General features: G+C 71.2%; 14 protein-coding genes and 1 pseudogene. 10 read left to right on the top strand and 5 right to left on the bottom strand.

Features of this window, described 5'->3' with window-relative positions; genetic code table 11:
* The 3 genes and pseudogenes from IF78_RS0108805 to glgB form a co-directional block, all read left to right on the top strand.
* A partial coding sequence (locus IF78_RS0108805) for an alpha-glucosidase C-terminal domain-containing protein (protein ID WP_031480362.1) occupies positions 1-796 on the top strand: 796 nt, incomplete at its 5' end.
* A 41-nt stretch (positions 797-837) separates the two neighbouring features.
* Positions 838-2,199 (top strand): maltokinase N-terminal cap-like domain-containing protein, encoded by a 1,362-nt coding sequence (locus IF78_RS0108800; protein WP_031480360.1) that lies wholly within the window; start codon positions 838-840, stop codon positions 2,197-2,199.
* A gap of 3 nt (positions 2,200-2,202) precedes the next feature.
* A pseudogene (glgB, locus tag IF78_RS43445) lies at positions 2,203-4,258 on the top strand (1,4-alpha-glucan branching enzyme).
* 16 nt (positions 4,259-4,274) lie between these two features.
* Here glgB and IF78_RS0108790 read toward each other — a convergent pair.
* Entirely contained in the window at positions 4,275-4,592 is a 318-nt protein-coding gene (locus tag IF78_RS0108790) for a DUF6480 family protein (protein WP_051827559.1), read from the bottom strand.
* A 151-nt stretch (positions 4,593-4,743) separates the two neighbouring features.
* Between IF78_RS0108790 and IF78_RS0108785 the strand changes: the two genes are divergently transcribed.
* The gene (locus IF78_RS0108785) at positions 4,744-6,648 is read left to right on the top strand and encodes an AMP-dependent synthetase/ligase (RefSeq protein WP_031480356.1); all 1,905 of its coding nucleotides are present in this window, start codon (positions 4,744-4,746) and stop codon (positions 6,646-6,648) included.
* Between the two features lie 6 nt (positions 6,649-6,654).
* Here the strand turns inward: IF78_RS0108785 and IF78_RS0108780 are convergent, their stop codons facing one another.
* Positions 6,655-6,900 (bottom strand): hypothetical protein, encoded by a 246-nt coding sequence (locus IF78_RS0108780; RefSeq protein ID WP_031480354.1) that lies wholly within the window; start codon positions 6,898-6,900, stop codon positions 6,655-6,657.
* 330 nt (positions 6,901-7,230) lie between these two features.
* Here IF78_RS0108780 and IF78_RS0108775 point away from each other — a divergent pair, with 330 nt between their 5' ends.
* From IF78_RS0108775 to IF78_RS0108760, 4 genes are all read left to right on the top strand, one after another.
* Positions 7,231-8,616, top strand: coding sequence for an NAD(P)/FAD-dependent oxidoreductase (locus IF78_RS0108775; RefSeq protein ID WP_031480352.1), 1,386 nt, complete (start codon positions 7,231-7,233; stop codon positions 8,614-8,616).
* Between the two features lie 71 nt (positions 8,617-8,687).
* Entirely contained in the window at positions 8,688-10,931 is a 2,244-nt protein-coding gene (locus IF78_RS0108770) for an FUSC family protein (protein ID WP_031480350.1), read from the top strand.
* Between the two features lie 36 nt (positions 10,932-10,967).
* Complete coding sequence (locus IF78_RS0108765) at positions 10,968-11,189, top strand: hypothetical protein (RefSeq protein WP_031480348.1); 222 nt, start codon at positions 10,968-10,970, stop codon at positions 11,187-11,189.
* A gap of 303 nt (positions 11,190-11,492) precedes the next feature.
* Positions 11,493-11,948: a cyclic nucleotide-binding domain-containing protein gene (locus IF78_RS0108760; protein ID WP_031480346.1), complete on the top strand. Its 456-nt coding sequence runs from the start codon at positions 11,493-11,495 to the stop codon at positions 11,946-11,948.
* 75 nt (positions 11,949-12,023) lie between these two features.
* Here IF78_RS0108760 and IF78_RS0108755 read toward each other — a convergent pair whose 3' ends face one another.
* Positions 12,024-13,325: an MFS transporter gene (locus IF78_RS0108755; protein ID WP_031480344.1), complete on the bottom strand. Its 1,302-nt coding sequence runs from the start codon at positions 13,323-13,325 to the stop codon at positions 12,024-12,026.
* A gap of 127 nt (positions 13,326-13,452) precedes the next feature.
* A complete protein-coding gene (locus IF78_RS0108750; protein ID WP_031480342.1) occupies positions 13,453-14,067 on the bottom strand; it encodes a LysE/ArgO family amino acid transporter in 615 nt (204 codons plus the stop codon).
* 66 nt (positions 14,068-14,133) lie between these two features.
* Here IF78_RS0108750 and IF78_RS0108745 point away from each other — a divergent pair, with 66 nt between their 5' ends.
* The gene (locus IF78_RS0108745; RefSeq protein ID WP_031480339.1) at positions 14,134-15,042 is read left to right on the top strand and encodes a LysR family transcriptional regulator ArgP; all 909 of its coding nucleotides are present in this window, start codon (positions 14,134-14,136) and stop codon (positions 15,040-15,042) included.
* A 29-nt stretch (positions 15,043-15,071) separates the two neighbouring features.
* Here the strand turns inward: IF78_RS0108745 and IF78_RS0108740 are convergent, their stop codons facing one another.
* Positions 15,072-15,779 (bottom strand): TetR/AcrR family transcriptional regulator, encoded by a 708-nt coding sequence (locus tag IF78_RS0108740; protein WP_031480337.1) that lies wholly within the window; start codon positions 15,777-15,779, stop codon positions 15,072-15,074.
* 117 nt (positions 15,780-15,896) lie between these two features.
* On the opposite strand from IF78_RS0108740, the gene IF78_RS0108735 reads away from it, so the two are divergent.
* Entirely contained in the window at positions 15,897-17,114 is a 1,218-nt protein-coding gene (locus tag IF78_RS0108735) for a saccharopine dehydrogenase family protein (RefSeq protein WP_031480335.1), read from the top strand.
* The last annotated feature ends 87 nt before the right edge of the window (positions 17,115-17,201 follow it).

Raw genomic sequence — 17,201 nt, 5'->3', positions numbered from 1 at the left:
AATCCTCGCCAAGACCCCGGCCATCCCCTCGCGCTGCCAGTGGGGCATCTTCCTGCGCAACCACGACGAGCTGACCCTCGAAATGGTCACCGACGAAGAACGCGACTACATGTGGGCGGAATACGCCAAGGACCCGCGGATGCGCGCCAACATCGGCATCCGGCGCAGGCTGGCCCCGCTCCTCGACAACGACCGCCACTCGATCGAGTTGTTCACCGCCCTGCTGCTCGCCCTGCCGGGCAGCCCGATCCTCTACTACGGCGACGAGATCGGCATGGGCGACAACATCTGGCTCGGCGACCGCGACGCCGTCCGCACACCCATGCAGTGGACCCCGGACCGCAACGCCGGCTTCTCCACCTGCGACCCGGGCAAGCTCTACCTGCCCACGATCATGGACCCGGTCTACGGCTACCAGGTGACGAACGTCGAGGCGTCGATGGCGTCCCCGTCCTCCCTGCTGCACTGGACCCGGCGCATGATCGAGATCCGCAAGCAGAACCCCGCCTTCGGACTGGGCTCCTACACGGAACTGCAGTCCTCCAACCCGGCGGTGCTCGCCTTCCTGCGCGAGTACGAGGACGACCTCGTGCTGTGCGTCAACAACTTCGCGCGCTTCGCGCAGCCCACCGAACTCGACCTGCGTGAGTTCAGCGGACGCCACCCGGTCGAGCTGTTCGGCGGGGTCCGTTTCCCGGCCATCGGTGAGCTGCCGTATCTGCTGACCCTCGGGGGCCACGGCTTCTACTGGTTCAGGCTCTCCCGAGTCGCATCCCGCATCGGCAGACGACTTTGAGCGTGAGCTTCGAGCGTGTGCCGAGGAAAGGACGGGTCACCATGCAGAAGACCGCATCTCCCCGACCGGCCCGTACGGTCGACGCCAGCCCGATGGCCTCGCTCGCCGGGCTGCTGCGCGAGTGGCTGCCACGGCAGCGCTGGTTCGCGGGCAAGGACAGACCCGTCACCGACCTCGCGCTGCTGTCGATGACGGAGCTGTTCCCGGGGTGTCTGCATCTGCTGGTGCACGCCGGTCACTCGGCGGTGCCCGTGCCGGGCGGCACGCCCCCCGTCGGTGACTGCTACCAGCTGCTGCTCGGCGTACGGCAGAACCTGTCGCCGCGCCTCGGCCGGGCGCTCATCGGCCGTGCCGAGGAGGGACCGCTGGCCGGTCTGACGGTGTTCGACGCGCTGCAGGACCCCCGGTCGGCGCAACTGCTCCTGGAGCGGCTGCGGCACCCCGGCGCGGCGGGCCCGATCCGCTTCGAGGCCGATCCGTCCGTGACCGTGCCGGCCGGGCTGGTGCCGCGGCTGCTGGATGCCGAGCAGTCCAACACCTCTTTGGTGTACGGCGACTCGTTCATCCTGAAGCTCTTCCGGCGCATCCAGCCCGGCGTCAACCCCGACCTGGAGCTGTCCGGCGCGCTGGCCGAGCAGGGCTGCCGTCGGGTACCGGCCCCCGTGGCCTGGTTCCGCACGACGCATCCCTGGGAGGCGACACTCGGCGTTCTGCAGCCGTTCCTGCGCGACGCCAACGACGGCTGGACCCTGGCGCTGAACGCGCTCGCCTCGGGCGGCGACTTCACCGCGGAGGCCCGTCAGATGGGGCGGGCGACGGCGGAGGTGCATCTGGCACTGGCGTCGGCGTTCCCCTCCCGGGCCCGCGGCGAGAACGGCCGTATGGCGGCGGCGATGACCGAGCGCCTGGAGAACGCCGCGCACTTCGTCCCCGCGCTCCAGCCGTACGTCCCCGGCCTGCGCACCGCCTTCGGCGCCCTCGCCGGCTGCGATCCCGGGCCGCCCGCCCAACGCATCCACGGTGATCTGCACCTGGGTCAGGTGCTGCGGGCAGGACGTGAGTGGTTCGTCATCGACTTCGAGGGCGAGCCGTCCCGCCCGCTCGCCGAGCGGCGCGGCGTCCACTCGCCGGTGCGGGACATCGCCGGCATGCTGCGCTCCTTCGACTACGCCGCCCGGCAGCGCCGGCCGTGGCGTCCGGAGTGGGCGCGCCGCTGCCGGGAGGCCTACTGCGCGGGCTATGCCGCCCTCGCCGGGTGGGACCCGCGCAAGAAGCACGGGTTGCTCCGTGCCTACGAGACCGACCGCGCCGTGTACGAGGTTCTGTACGAGGCCCGGCACCGACCCGACTGGTTGCCCGTACCGATGGCGGCGATCGAACGCCTCGCCGTGAGAGGAGCCTGACCCATGGCCCTGCACGAGACCTCGCGCCCCGAGTCGGCCGGACCGGGCCGGTGCGCCGCCGCGCCCGAACTCGATCCGGCCGACCGCGACCGCCTGCTGTCGGGTGCCCACCACGATCCGCACGCGCTGCTCGGCGCCCATCCGGTGCCGGGCGGGATCGCCTTCCGAGCGCTGCGCCCGTTCGCGCGTGCGGTGAGCGTGGTGGTCGACGGCGAGCGCACCGGGCTGGTCTCGGAGGGCGGCGGCCTCTTCTCCGGCGTACTGCCGCTGGACGCGATCCCCGCGTACACGCTGCTGGTGTCGTACGCGCAGGACGGGTCCGACGAGTGCGAGGTCCACGACCCGTACCGCTTTCTGCCCGCCCTCGGCGAGCTCGATCTGCACCTCATCCGGGAGGGCCGGCACGAGCAGTTGTGGAAGGCGCTCGGGGCCGAGCCGATGACGCACGAGGGGGTGGCCGGCACCCGCTTCACCGTGTGGGCGCCGAACGCCCGGGGGGTGCGGGTCGCCGGGGACTTCACCTGCTGGGACGGGACGGCGTTCCCGATGCGGTCGCTGGGCGCGTCCGGGGTGTGGGAACTGTTCCTGCCGGGCATCGGCGAGGGCACCCGGTACAAGTTCGAGATCACCTCCCGGTACGGCCACCGCTTCCTCAAGGCCGACCCGATGGCCCGCTGTGCGGAGGTCCCGCCGGACACGGCGTCGATCGTGCACGCCTCGCACCACGAGTGGGGCGACGAGAAGTGGATGGCGCACCGGGGCGACGTCCCGGTGCACGAGGCGCCCTTCTCGGTCTACGAGGTCCACCTCCCGTCCTGGCGACCCGGGCTGACGTACCGTCAACTCGCCGAGGAACTCCCCGCGTACGTCAACGACCTCGGCTTCACCCACGTGGAGTTCATGCCGGTCGCGCAGCACCCCTTCGCCGGTTCCTGGGGCTACCAGGTCACCGGCTTCTACGCGCCCACGGCCCGCCTCGGCAGCCCGGACGACTTCAAGTACCTGGTCGACGCCCTCCACCGGGCCGGCATCGGGGTGATCATGGACTGGGTGCCGGCCCATTTCCCCAAGGACGACTGGGCGCTGGCCCGGTTCGACGGGGATCCGCTGTACGAGCCCGGGGACGCGCGGCGTGCCGAGCATCCGGACTGGGGGACGCTCGAGTTCGACTACGGACGCACGGAGGTGCGCAACTTCCTGGTCGCGAACGCCACGTACTGGTGCGAGGAGTTCCACATCGACGGGCTGCGGGTGGACGCCGTCGCCTCCATGCTCTACCTCGACTACTCGCGGGAGTCCGGGCAGTGGGCGCCGAACGCGTACGGCGGGCGGGAGGATCTGGCCGCGATGGCGTTCCTGCAGGAGATGAACGCGACCGTGTAGCAAGTACCACCACAACGAGATGACGTTCTCGATGGTGTACGCCTACAGCGAGAACTACGTCCTGCCGATCTCCCACGACGAGGTCGTGCACGGCAAGCAGGCGCTGGTCTCCAAGATGCCGGGCGACTGGTGGCAGCGGCGCGCCAACCACCGGGCGTATCTGGGCTTCATGTGGGCCCATCCCGGTAAGCAGCTGCTCTTCATGGGGCAGGAGTTCGCGCAGGGCGCCGAGTGGTCGGAGGCGCACGGGCCGGAGTGGTGGCTGCTCGATCCCGGGTACGCGTCGGCGGGCGACCATCGGGGCGTGCGGGACCTGGTCCGTGACCTCAACGCGTTCTACCGGGCGACACCGGCTCTCTGGGTGCGGGACACCGATCCCGGCGGGTTCCAGTGGTCGCTCGGGGACGCGGCCGACGACAACGTCTTCGCGTTCCTCCGCTACGACGCCGAGGGCGGCGCTGTGCTCTCCGTCTCCAACTTCTCCCCCGTCGTCCGGCACGACTACCGCCTCTGGGTGCCGGACCATGTCACCGCCTGGCAGGAGGCCCTCAACACGGACGCCGGGCACTACGGCGGCAGCGACGTCACCAACCCGGACCCCGTCAAGCCGGAGGACGGGCACATCCGGCTCACGTTGCCCCCGCTGGCGACGGTGTGGTTGCTGCCCTCCCCCTGATGAGCCCTGGTCGGGCTCACAGGATCAGGACGATGGCGTAGACCAGGAAGAACGCGGCGATCACGGCCACGAGGAGGAGGATCAGGGTCAGGGGCGCCTTGGCCCAGCCCGTGGGCGGGTTGTGCGTCTCGCGTGGGCCCGCGCCGGACATGCTGCTCTCCGCGGGCGGGGTCTCGCCCGGGGGGACACCGCCGCCGGGTTCGAGGCCGGTGCTGCGCTCGGGCTCCGGATCGGGGTTCGGTCGGTGGTTCGGGTCGGGGTTCGGTCGGTGGTTCGGGTCGGGGTTCGGTCGGTGGTTCGGGTCGGGGTTCGGTCGGCTGTTCGGATATGTCATGCCACCCGGGTTCCCCGATGCGGCCGAGATCACCAAACGAGGTCAATTGTCAGATCCCGGCACCAGGCGCTCCCAGCTGGGCTAGATTCGGGCACCGCCGATAACGGTACTCATCGGTGATGTCACACCCGGTACACATCAGGAGCAGCGCATGCGCGACCTCGGCCTCGCTCCCCCGACCGTCACGTCCCTGACCGGCGGGCTCGCCGACAGCGTCTTCGAGACGGCGGCCCGCAATCCCACGTTGCCGTTGCTCGCGCGCCGCCCCGACCCGTCCTCCACCACCTGGGAGGAGGTGACGGCCGTCGAGGTACGCGACGAGGTGACCGATCTGGCCAAGGGCCTGATCGCGTCCGGGATCTCGCCGGGCCACCGCGTGGCCATCATGGCGCGCACCCGGTACGAGTGGACGGTGCTCAGCCACGCACTGTGGGCGGTGGGCGCCGAGGTGGTCCCGATCTATCCGACGGCGTCGCGCGACCAGGTCGAGTGGATCCTGCGGGACGCCGAATGCGTGGCCGTGGTGGTCGAGGACGAGCAGGCGGTCATGACGGTGGGCTCGGTGTGCGGATCGTTGCCGCAGTTGCGCCATGTCTGGCAGCTGGACGCGGGAGGACTGCAACAGCTGGTGCAGCGGGGCGAGTTCATTCCGTTCACCACGGTCGAGTCGCTGCGCCGTATCGTCCTGCCGGACTCCACCGCGGTCGTCGCCTACACCTCCGGCACGACGGGCCGGCCCCTGGGCTGCGCGCTGAGCCACCGGAACCTGGCGAGCCCCTGCGACACGATGCTCGCGGGCTGGGGTCACAAGGTGGTGCCCCCGGGAGGACAGGCGTCCGTTCTCGCCTTCCTGCCGCTCTCCCATGTGTACGGCCTCCTGGTGCAGACCCTGTGCATCCGCGGCGGCATGATGATGGGTCACGAACCCGACCTGAACGAGGAAGCGCTGTCGGCCGCCCTGCGCACCTTCAGGCCGACCTATTTCTGCGGCGTGCCGTCGATCTTCGAGAAGATCTACAAGAACGCCCTGCGCACGGCGCAACAGGCGGGCCGGGGCGCGCTGTTCGAGCGGGCCGCCGACACGGCACGGGACTTCGCCGCCGCCCTGGAACGGCATCGGCTGGGCGGGGGTCCTGGGCCCGGTTTCGATCTGCGGCTGCAACACGCTCTGTACGAGCGGACGGTGTACCGCAAGTTCCGCGACGCGCTGGGCGGCCGGGTGATGCTGGGGACGTCCGGCGGCTCGTCCCTGAACCGTGAGCTCTCCCTCTTCTACGAGGGGATCGGCATCTACGTGAACGACGGGTACGGCCTCACGGAGACCAGCGGCGGTGTCACGGCGCAGCCGCTCGGCCGGGAGATGTCCGGGACGGTCGGGCAGGCGCTGCCGGGCATCGACATCCGGGTGGCCGACGACGGGGAGATCCTGGTGCGGGGGCCGTCGGTGTTCCAGGGCTATGTCCACGACGAGGCCGCGACGCGGGCGGCGCTGCGCGGCGGCTGGCTGGCCACCGGTGACCTGGGGCGGCTGGATTCCGACGGCTATCTCACGATCACCGGGCGCAAGAAGGATGTCATCGTCACGAGCAGCGGCAAGAGCGTCTCCCCGGCGCTCCTGGAACAGCGGCTCAGAATGCATCCGCTGGTGCACCAGGCGGTGGTCGTGGGCGACAACCGGCCCTGTGTCGGGGCCCTGATCACCCTGGACCCGGACTTCCTGGCGTTCTGGCGCGACTCCCTCGCGGCGCGCAGCGACGCGCGGATGCGGGAGGCGCGGGAGGAGAACGCGCTGCGGGAGGAGATCGCCCGGGCCGTCGCCGCGGCCAACAGCGCGGTGTCGCGCCCGGAGTCCATCCGGGTGTTCCGGGTGCTGCCGGAGCCGTTCGACGTGGCCAGCGGCCTGCTGACGCCGTCGATGAAGCTGCGCCGGGACGCGATCGTGCGGCACTACGCGGTGCAGATCGACGCGATGTACCAGGCCCGCTCGCGCGCGCCCCGGGAACAGCTGTCGGACGAGTTCGCGCACTGGGACGACGCGGACAACGTCTTCCGCTGAGCGCGGCTACTCGCCCGGGGTGAGCCGTACGACGTTCGACTCGCCGCGCAGGGGGGTCAGTGTCGTGCCGGTGGCGTCCGGGGCGAGGACAGCGACCGGTTCGTCGAACTGGCGCGTTCCGCCGGTGTAGGTGGCGTAGCGCCGTTCAGCCCGTTGGTCGCCGCTCGCGGTGGAGCAGGTGAGCCGGAACGTCAGGCCGTCGACCTGGCCACAGGACGAGGGGACGGTGAGGGTGCGCAGGCGGGCGAGCATCCTGTCTCCTGTCCGTTGTGGGGGGTGGGCCGCGCTTCACGCACACCGACCATCGGTCATGTACATGAACTGCGGACCCTGTTTTGGACGAGCGCGTCGGGCGCTAGATCCAGAACAGTCGACCGACAAGAGATCGCGCGTACACGTCTTTCACCTCCGAACCGGTGTGCTGCCGCACGGGTTGGGGCAAGGTGGCTGTCGACGGGTTCATCTGCCTGCTGCTCCCGGCTGGCGGAACGACCGGTGGCGCGGTGGGATCGAGGCGTGCGAAGCAGCGATCCAGGGGCAGGCGAACATCGTCTAGGCACACCGCCTGGAGCCGCAGAAGGGATGATCACCGTGACACGACCCAGGATCCTGGTGGTTGGCGCAGGCTTCGCCGGAGTCGGCTGCGTACGCCGGCTGGAACGCAAACTCTCCCCCGACGAGGCCGAGATCACCTTGGTGACGCCGTCCTCCTACCAGCTCTATCTGCCGCTTCTGCCCCAGGTCGCCTCCGGCGTCCTCACCCCCCAGTCGATCGCCCTGTCCCTGCGCCGCAGCCGCAGGTACCGCACCCGGATCATCCCGGGCGGCGCCATCGGCGTGGACCTCGCGGCCAAGGTCTGCGTCGTCCGCACCATCACCGAGAAGCTCGTCAACGAGCCGTACGACTACATCGTGCTGGCCCCCGGCAGCATCACCCGCACCTTCGACATCCCCGGCCTCACCGACAACGCCTACGGCATGAAGACGCTCGCGGAGGCCGCCTACCTCCGCGACCACGTCATCTCCCAGCTCGATCTCGCCGACGCCAGCCAGGACCCCGACGAGCGCGCGGCACGGCTGCAGTTCGTGGTGGTCGGCGGCGGGTACGCGGGCACCGAGACCGCCGCGTGCCTGCAGATGCTGACGCACAACGCGGTCAAGCGCTATCCGCGGCTCGACCCCAGCCTCATCAGGTGGCATCTGATCGACATCGCGCCGAGGCTGATGCCCGAGCTGGGCGAGAAGCTCGGCAACGCCGCGCAGGAGATCCTGCGCAGGCGGGGCATCGAGATCTCCCTGGGCGTGTCCATCGCGAAGGCGGGCCCCGAGGAGGTCACCTTCACCGACGGCCGGGTGATCCCCACCCGCACGCTGATCTGGACCGCCGGTGTCGTCGCGAGCCCGCTGATCGGCACCCTGGGCGCGGAGACGGTCCGGGGGCGGCTGGCCGTCACGGCCGAGATGAACCTGCCCGGGCACGACGGTGTGTTCGCGCTCGGCGACGCCGCCGCGGTCCCCGATGTCGCGAAGGACGAGGAGGGCGCCGTCTGCCCGCCCACCGCCCAGCACGCCATGCGCCAGGGCAAGGTCGTGGCCGACAACGTCATCGCGGCCCTGCGCGGGCAGCCGATGCGGCCGTACAAGCACAAGGACCTCGGCCTGGTCGTCGACCTCGGCGGCCGCGACGCCGTCTCCAAGCCGATCGGCGTCGAGCTGAAGGGCCTGCCCGCTCTGGCCGTCGCCCGCGGCTACCACTGGTCGGCGCTGCGCACCAACGTGGCCAAGACCCGCGTCATGACGAACTGGCTGCTCAACGCGGTCGCCGGGGACGACTTCGTGCGCACCGGGTTCCAGTCGCGCAGTCCGGCCAAGCTGAAGGACTTCGAGTTCGCCCACGCGTATCTGACGCCCGAGCAGATGCGGGCGCAGATCGGCGGGAAAGGTTCCGCGGAAGACACGTCCGGTTGAGACGGGCGACAGCCCTGGTCCAGGCGCGGCTCGCGGCGTGATCGGGAGAGTGCGGGAGAGAGTACGGCGACGTGAGGGCAGCGGGACGGCCGGTCCGGGCGCGACTGCGTGACCGTGTCGCGGCCTCGGACCCGGGGCTGCTGCGGCTGACCGCGGGGCTGCGGACGACGGGCGCGATCGCCCTCGCGCTCGTCGTGCTCGCCCTGCTGGGCAGCGATGTGAACCATCTGGTGGCGGGGGCCCTGGCGGCGATGGTCGCCACGTTCGCCATCCGGGAGAAGCAGCGCGGGCAGCAGGCCGTCACGCTGGCGCTGGGCCTCCTGGTGGCGCTGGCGTCCATGTCGTCGGCGGCTGCTCTGCACGGCGATCTCCTCGCCGGCGACCTGGTCTTCGTCGCGCTCATCTTCTGTGCCGTCTACGGCCGCAGGTTCGGTGACCGGGGCACCGCACTCGGCCTGATCGGCTTCCAGATCTACTTCGTGTCCCTCTTCGTCGGCGCCACCGTCGAGGACCTGCCCGAGCTGTGCGGCGCGGTCGCGGTGGCCTTCGCGTGCAGCGCCCTGGTGCGTTTCGTGCTGGTCCCCGAGACGCCGACGGGAGTGCTCCAGCGGCTGCGGGAGGCATTCCGCGCCCGGCTGGCCCAGTTGCTGTCGGCGCAGCTCGACCTGCTCGACGCCGGCCCCGAGGAGGCGGACCGGGCTCTGGAGCGGGTGCGCGGAGGAACGGCTCGCCTGCACGAGACGGCGCTGCTGATCCAGGGGCGGCTGGCCGACGGGGCCGCCGACGAGGCGACGGCCCGGCTGATCCAACGGCGCGTCGCGGACGCCGAGATCGCCGCCGAGCGCCTGGGGCTGTCGCTGCTGCGCGCACGCGGCGCCGAGCGGGTGGACACCATGGCCCTGCATCTTCCGGACGCGCCCGTCCCCTCGGGCGGGCGGCAGCCCGTAAGGGACAAGGCGACCGACACGCTGCGCCGTGACCTCCAGGCGCTGCGCCTGCTGATCCTGCGCCCCGTCGACCGGGCCGCCGGAACCTCGGTGGCCCACCTCCGCAACCGGCTGCTGGGCTATCGCGACGAGGAGAACCTGCCCGCCGCGTCCCCCGCCGTGCAGGACGTCTTCCGGCGGGCCGGCGAGGCCGCCCGCGCGGTCCTCGGACTGCGGATCGCGCTCGGCGGTGCCCGGGACGAGGCCGACGACACCCCGGCCACGGCCCGTTCGCGCGAGGAGCTGGACGCGGAGGACGCCGTGCTCGACGCCGACGAGGAGGAGCCGTCGCAGGAGCCCACCGGTCTGCGGCGTCCCACCACCCGTGCCGCCGTGCAGGTCGCCGTGGGGTCGACGCTGGCCATCGTCGGCGGCGAGCTGCTGTCCCGGGACCGCTGGTACTGGGCCGTGCTGACCTGCTGGATCGTCTTCCTCAACACCGCGTCCACGGGCGAGATCCTGGTCAAGGGATACCGGCGCCTGCTGGGCACCGTCCTCGGCGTGCTGGCCGGCATCGTGCTGGCGGGTGCCGTCGGGCACCACACCTGGACGGCGTTCGCGCTGGTCCTGCTGTTCGTCTTCGCGATGTTCTACTCGGCACCGTTGTCCTACACGCTGGTGTCCTTCTTCGTCACCGCGGCACTGGGCCTCCTCTACACCCTGCTGCACACCTACAGCCTCTCGGTGCTCGTCCTGCGCATCCAGGAGACGGCGCTCGGCGCGGTCTGCGGGGTGATCGCGGCCGCCTTCGTGCTGCCGGTGCAGACGGACCGCCGTACGAACGAACTCCTCGCCACCGTGCTGGAACGGCTCGGCGACGTCACCCGCAGCGCCGTCGACCAGCTGAGCGGCGGAGCGCCCGTCGAGCTGCTCGACCAGGCACGCGACCTCGACCAGGCGCTGGCCGACCTGCGGGCCGCCACGCGTCCGCTCACCCATCCGGTGACGCCCCTGCGGGCGCGGCGGGAGACCGCCCGCTATGTCGTCGCGCTGCTGGAGACGTGCGCGTACCACGCGCGCTCCCTGGCCGCGACGGCCGAGCTGCTGCCGACCCACCCCTCGATCGCTGCGGACCCCCGGCTTGGCCGGGCGGCGGGGCGCATCGCGCACAACATCGAGGCGGTCTCCGCGCACGTCACCGGCGAACCCACCACGGACGGGATCGAGACCGGCCCGAGCATCGCCTCCCTCCTGGGGCCGGACGTCCCGGGCGCACCGCGCTACGGCCGGGTCACCGACCGCGTCCTGAGGCATCTGCAGCGACTCGACGAGGGCGTGGCCGGTCTGGCCCGTCCCCTGGGCGTTCCGGTGAAGGCACCTGACGGATGACCGGTCATCGGCGGCGATACGGGGTACGCGGAAGGCATGACCGATGTCGTGGACTCAGACGAACTGCTGCGCAGGATGCAGCGTGCCAGGGCCTGTGCCCGGCAGGAGGAGCGAACGTGGCGGGCGCGAAGCGAAACGCTGAGGTCGAGCGATCCGGAAGCGGCCCGCGACGCCGCCGTACGGACACTGGCCTATGAGACCGTGATCGAGGTGCTCGACGAGGTTCTGACCCCGGGGAAGCACCCCGAACCGGCCTGAAACCCGGATCGGAGTGAAACGGGTCACGTGCCCCGCTCCGGGTTACGCAGAATCCCCTTAGATGGTTTACCGTTCATACATACGTGGTCACGGGGTGAACAGCATCCGTCCCCTGTGCACCACTGCCTACGGCCCTGGCTGGCTTCCCCCGTCCAGCCAGGGCTTTTTCATGCCCTTGACGGCTCGTCCCGCGAGATTCCGGCCCGAAACCGTCCTCCGCCGAGGTGCTCACCGGCCCGGCAGCGGCTGAAATGGACGCAGGGAAGCACCGGAACCTCAGTCGTCGGCGAGGAGCCCCGTGTCATGACCAAAGCGATCAAACTGCTGACCGCCCTTCCGCCGCCTCAGCGCGAGCGTCTGATGTCACTCGCACAGGAGGTCTCCTTCCCGGAGGACGCCCGGATCTTCGAGGCGGGCGGCACGGCCGACCGCTTCTGGGTCATCCGCTCGGGCGCCGTCTCCCTCGACCAGCGGGTGACGTCCCTGCAGCGGGTCACGGTCGCCAGTCTCGGCTCGGGTGATCTGCTGGGCTGGTCCTGGCTGTTCCCCCCGTACCAGTGGGACTTCGGCGCGGAGGCCTTCAGCCCCGTGCGGGCCTACGAGTTCGAGGCGGCGGCGGTGCTGCGGCTGTGCGAGGAGGATCCGGGGCTCGGCATGTCGCTGGTGCGGCACGTCGCCGAGATCCTCGCGCACCGGCTGGAGATGACGCGGGGCAAGCTGATGGAGCAGTACGGACCGCACCGGCGCAGCGTGCTCTGACGGTCCGACGCGAAGTGCCCTGTAGTGACGGACGCGGTGTGCCCTGCCGCGTCGGGCGCGGTGTGCTCCGCCGCGTCAGACCCGGTAGCGGCGCAGGGCCGGCACCGCGGCGGCCAGGCCCAGCATGAGGACGACGACCAGCAGGCCACCGCCCACGGTTGCCGTGCGCGCGCCGAAGGCCGATCCCGCCGTTCCGTGCAGGACGTCGGCGAGGCGCGGTCCGCCCGCCACGACGACCGTGAACACGCCCTGCATCCGGCCGCGCATCTCGTCAGTGGCGGCGGACAGCAGGATCGCCCCGCGGAACACCATCGAGACCATGTCGGCCACCCCGGCGAGGGCCAGGAACACCACCGCGAGCCACAGACTGCCGCTCAGTCCGAAGCCCGTGATGGCCGCGCCCCAGGCGACGACCGCGCCGATCACCATCCAGCCGTGCCGGCGGGCCCGGGAGAACGTTCCGGAGAACAGACCGCCGGCCACCGCGCCGATCGGGATCGCCGCGAACAGCAGACCGAGGGCGAGGCCCTCGCCGTACGACCCGTAGGTCTGGCCCGCCAGTTGGGGGAACAGGGCGCGGGGCATGCCGAAGACCATCGCGATGACGTCGGCCAGGAAGGACAGCAACAGCACCTTGTGCAGGGCGATGTAGCGGAAGCCCTCCGCGATCTCACGCACACCCGCGCGTCGCGCGGCGGTGGACTTCAGGGGCGGCAGCGCAGGCAGCCGTACAACAGCCCAGACGGTGACGCACAGGGCGAGCGCGTCGATGAGGTACAGCTCGGCCAGGCCGATGACGGGGATGAGTACGCCGGCCAGCAGCGGCCCCACCACCTGGCCGGTCTGCATGACGGGCGAGCCGAGGGCGTTCGCGGCGGGCAGTTCGTCGGCCGGTACCAGGCGGGCGATGGAGGCGTTGCGGGCCGGGGCGTTGAGCCCCCAGAACGCCTGCTGCACGGCCAGCAGCACCATCAGCGCGGCCACCGAGTCGAGGCCGGTGACGGCCTGAAGCCAGAACAGCACAGACGTGACGGCGATTCCGCTGTTCGTGATCAGCAGCAGCTTGCGCCGGTCCATGCTGTCGGCGATGGCGCCGCCCCACAGCGCGAACACCGCGAGCGGCAGCAGTCCGGCGAGGCTCGCGGCGCCGACCCACGCCGAGGAGCCGGTGATGTCGTAGACCTGCTTGGGCACCGCGACGGCGGTGAGCTGGCTGCCGACGGCCGTGACGACGGTCGAGGACCACAGGCGGCGGTAGGCCGGGCGGCGCAGCGGACGGGTGTCCATGGCCCAGCGGCGCCAGCCACGCCGGGCGGGTATCGCTTCCTCGGCGGTCGACGCCGACTGCTGTTCGGTGCTGCTCTCGCTCGTGTCCACGGGCTTCCTGGTTGCTCGTTACACCTTTCGGGAACCAGGGATCACTATGGCACCAGAGGTCAAGCATTCGGGACGCGATATCTCAGGTTGCGGACACCGTCGGGCGCCCCGAATACGCAGCGGGCGGTCAGGCGCCCGCGATGAGGCCGGCGCCGAGCGCGATCATCGTCGCCGCCACCAGTCCGTCCAGCACGCGCCAGGCCGCCGGCTTCGCGAGGTGGCGGCTCAGCAGCCGCGCCCCGAAACCGAGCGCGGCGAACCAGCACAGGCTCGCCAGTGCGGCACCGAGGCCGAACGTCCAGCGCATAGGGCCCTGGTCGGCGGCGACTGTGCCGAGCAGGAAGACGGTGTCGAGGTAGACGTGCGGGTTGAGCCAGGTCATCGCGAGGCAGGTCAGCACCGCTCGGCGCCGTGACCCAGCCGCCTCGCCGTCCGTGCGCAGGGCGCCGGCCGGCTTGAAGACACGGCGGGCGGCGAGAGCGCCGTAGCCGAGCAGGAACGCCCCGCCGATCCACGCCACCGCCGTCAGCACACCGGGCCACGCCACGACCACCGCGCCGACGCCGGCCACACCCAGGGTGATGAGGAGCGCGTCGGACAGGGCGCAGATGCCGACGACGGCGAGGACGGCGTCGCGGCGGATTCCCTGGCGCAGGACGAAGGCGTTCTGGGCACCGATGGCGACGATGAGCGAGAGGCCGGTGCCGAATCCGGCGGCGGCGGTGGTCAAGGCGTTGGTCATGGCATCGACGCTACGGAGTCGATCACTCCAGGTACAGCTAAAGATTCTTACGTATCATTAGCGCTTGTGAAGACCGAGTTGACCGAGCTTCCCCTCGACCAGGTGCGCACCCTGCTGGCGGTGGTCGACGAGGGCACCTTCGACGCGGCGGCCGCCGCGCTGCATGTGACGCCGTCGGCCGTGAGCCAGCGGGTGAAGGCTCTGGAGCAGCGCACGGGGCGGGTGCTGCTGGTGCGGACGAAGCCGGTGCGGCCGACCGAGTCGGGCGAGGTCGTCGTCCGGTTCGCCCGCCAGCTGGCGCGACTGGAACGTGACGCGCGGGCCGAGCTGGGGCTGCGCGGGGCCGGGGAGGCGACCCGGGTGTCGATCGCGGTCAACGCCGACTCGCTGGCGACGTGGTTCCTTGCGGCGCTCACGCGAGTGCGTCAGGAGCCCCCGCTCTGCTTCGAGCTGCGGCGGGAGGACGAGAGCCGTACGGCGACGCTGCTGCGGGAGGGCCTGGTGATGGCGGCGGTGACCTCCTCGCCCGATCCCGTTGCGGGCTGTACCGTGCGACCGCTGGGCCGGATGCGCTATCTGGCCGCGGCGAGCCCGGAGTTCGCCGAGCGGCATCTCGGCGGCTCGCTGCGGGACGCGATCATGCGGGCACCGGTGATGACCTTCGACCGCAGTGACGATCTCCAGGACGCGTTCGTGCGCAGGCTGCGGCGCGCTCGTACGGGCGCGAGTGCGGTACGGCACCACGTCCCCACGTCGGAGGGCTTCTTGTCGGCCGTGACCGCCGGACTGGGGTGGGGCCTGATCCCCGAGTCCCAGGCGGAACCGCTCCTGAGGGACGGCCGCCTGGTGCAGCTCGCCCCCGAGCGCCCCGTCGACGTGCCGCTGTACTGGCAGCAGTGGAAGCTGCACTCGCCGGCGTTGGTCGCGGTGACGGACGCCGTGGCGGCGACGGCGGCCGAGGCGCTGCGCGGCTGAGCCGCATATCGACAGCGCCCTTCAGGGCGCTACCCGTGCAGCGCCTCCAGCTCGGCTGCGGCGCTGTCCAGCAGCATCTCCAGAGCCGTCGGATAGGCACTGTTCACCATCCGGGTCGCCAGCAGCGGCGCCGCCTCGGCGATCCGGGGATGGGTGGTGCGCGGTACACGCGCATAGGTCGATCGCCACATGTCCTCGTCCGCGCGCAGCGACTCGCTCGGCAGAGCCAGGGACGCGGCGTCGAGCGCGGCGAACGCCAGGGTCTGGTCGATGAAGGCGTGGTAGATGCGCACGGTGTCCGGCAGCGGGAATCCGGCCCTGCGCAGAATGTCCAACACCGCCTCGTCGGCGGCGAGTTCGTTGGCCCGCCCGGTGACCCGGCTCGTGGTCAGCACGGCGGCCTGCGGATGGGCGACGTACGCCTCGTGGATGCGCAGCCCGACGGCGCGCAGGTCGGCCCGCCACTGCCCCGTCGGCTCCCAGCCCCGCAGGGCTTCGCCGATGAGGGCGTCGCCGATGGCGAGGGTCAGGTCGTCCATGCCGCGGAAGTACCGGTACAGCGTGCTCGGGTCGGCGTCGAGGGCCAGACCGAGGCGGCGGGCGGTGAGGCCGGCGCTGCCGTGCTCGCGCAGCATGCGCAGCGCCGTTTCGACTATCAGCCGCTCCGACAGGACGGTGCCACTCTTCGTGGGCCGACGCCGACGCCGCTTTTCCTCCGGAACGACCGCTTTAGGCATGGCGCCCTCCAGCCCTCCATCCTTATGCCAACGCCATTGACCTTACGCGGGCGGGCGGCGTTGTATCTCCGGCGGGGCCCCACCACGTCGTAGACCTTCAGCCGAGGGAGTCTTGTCATGCGTGTACTGCTCGTGGGCGCCGGTGGTGTGGGTACCGCCGTCACCCGGATCGCGGCCCGGCGTCCGTTCTTCGAGGCGATGGTGGTCGCCGACTACGACCTCGCGCGGGCCGAGGCGGCCGTGGCGGCGCTCGGCGGCGACGCACGGTTCCGGGCCGAGCGCGTGGACGCGAGCGACGACGCGGCGGTGGCCGCACTGCTGGAGCGGCACGCGTGCGACGTGCTCCTCAACGCCACCGACCCGCGCTTCGTGATGCCGCTGTTCCAGGCCGCGCGCACGGCCGGGGCGACGTATGTCGACATGGCGATGTCGCTGTCGCGTCCGCATCCTGAGCGGCCGTACGAGGAGTGCGGGGTCAAGCTGGGCGACGCCCAGTTCGAGCAGGCGGCCGACTGGGAGAAGGCGGGTGCGCTGGCCCTGGTCGGTATGGGCGTGGAGCCGGGGTTGTCGGACGTGTTCGCCCGGCACGCGGCCGACGAGCTCTTCGACGAGATCGATGAGATCGGTGTCCGCGACGGCGCGAACCTCACCGTCGACGGCTACGACTTCGCGCCGTCCTTCAGCATCTGGACCACGATCGAGGAGTGCCTCAACCCTCCGGTGGTGTACGAGGCCGGCCGCGGCTGGTTCACCACCGCGCCGTTCAGTGAGCCCGAGGTGTTCGACTTTCCCGAGGGCATCGGGCCGGTCGAGTGCGTGAACGTGGAGCACGAGGAGGTGCTCCTGATGCCGCGCTGGGTCGACGCGCGCCGGGTGACCTTCAAGTACGGCCTGGGCGAGGAGTTCGTCAGCACCCTGAGGACGCTGCACCTGCTGGGCCTGGACAGCACCGAGCCGGTGACCGTGCCGAGCGCCGACGGGCCGGTGCGGGTCTCGCCCCGGGACGTCGTCGCCGCGTGTCTGCCGGACCCGGCGACGCTCGGCGAGCGGATGCACGGCAGGACCTGCGCGGGTACCTGGGTGCGGGGCGTCAAGGACGGCAAGCCGCGCGAGGTGTACCTGTACCACGTGGTCGACAACCAGTGGTCCATGGCGGAGTACGGCTGTCAGGCCGTGGTGTGGCAGACGGCGCTCAACCCGGTCGTCGCGCTCGAACTCCTCGCCACCGGCGCCTGGTCGGGCACGGGGGTACTGGGCCCGGAGGCCTTCCCGGCCCGCCCCTTCCTGGATCTGCTGACCGCATACGGCTCCCCGTGGGGCATGCGCGAGCAGTGACTTGAATCGCCGGTGTCCAACGGGGTTTCACCCATGCATCGACAGGCGACCCGAAAGCGAGTAAGGCATCCACCGAGGGCACGTACG

Origin of the sequence: Streptomyces bicolor (assembly GCF_000719285.1) — a bacterium.
GTDB classification, from domain to species: domain Bacteria; phylum Actinomycetota; class Actinomycetes; order Streptomycetales; family Streptomycetaceae; genus Streptomyces; species Streptomyces bicolor.
Note: the sequence above shows the minus strand (reverse complement) of the source record. Positions and strands in the feature narration are given on the sequence as shown.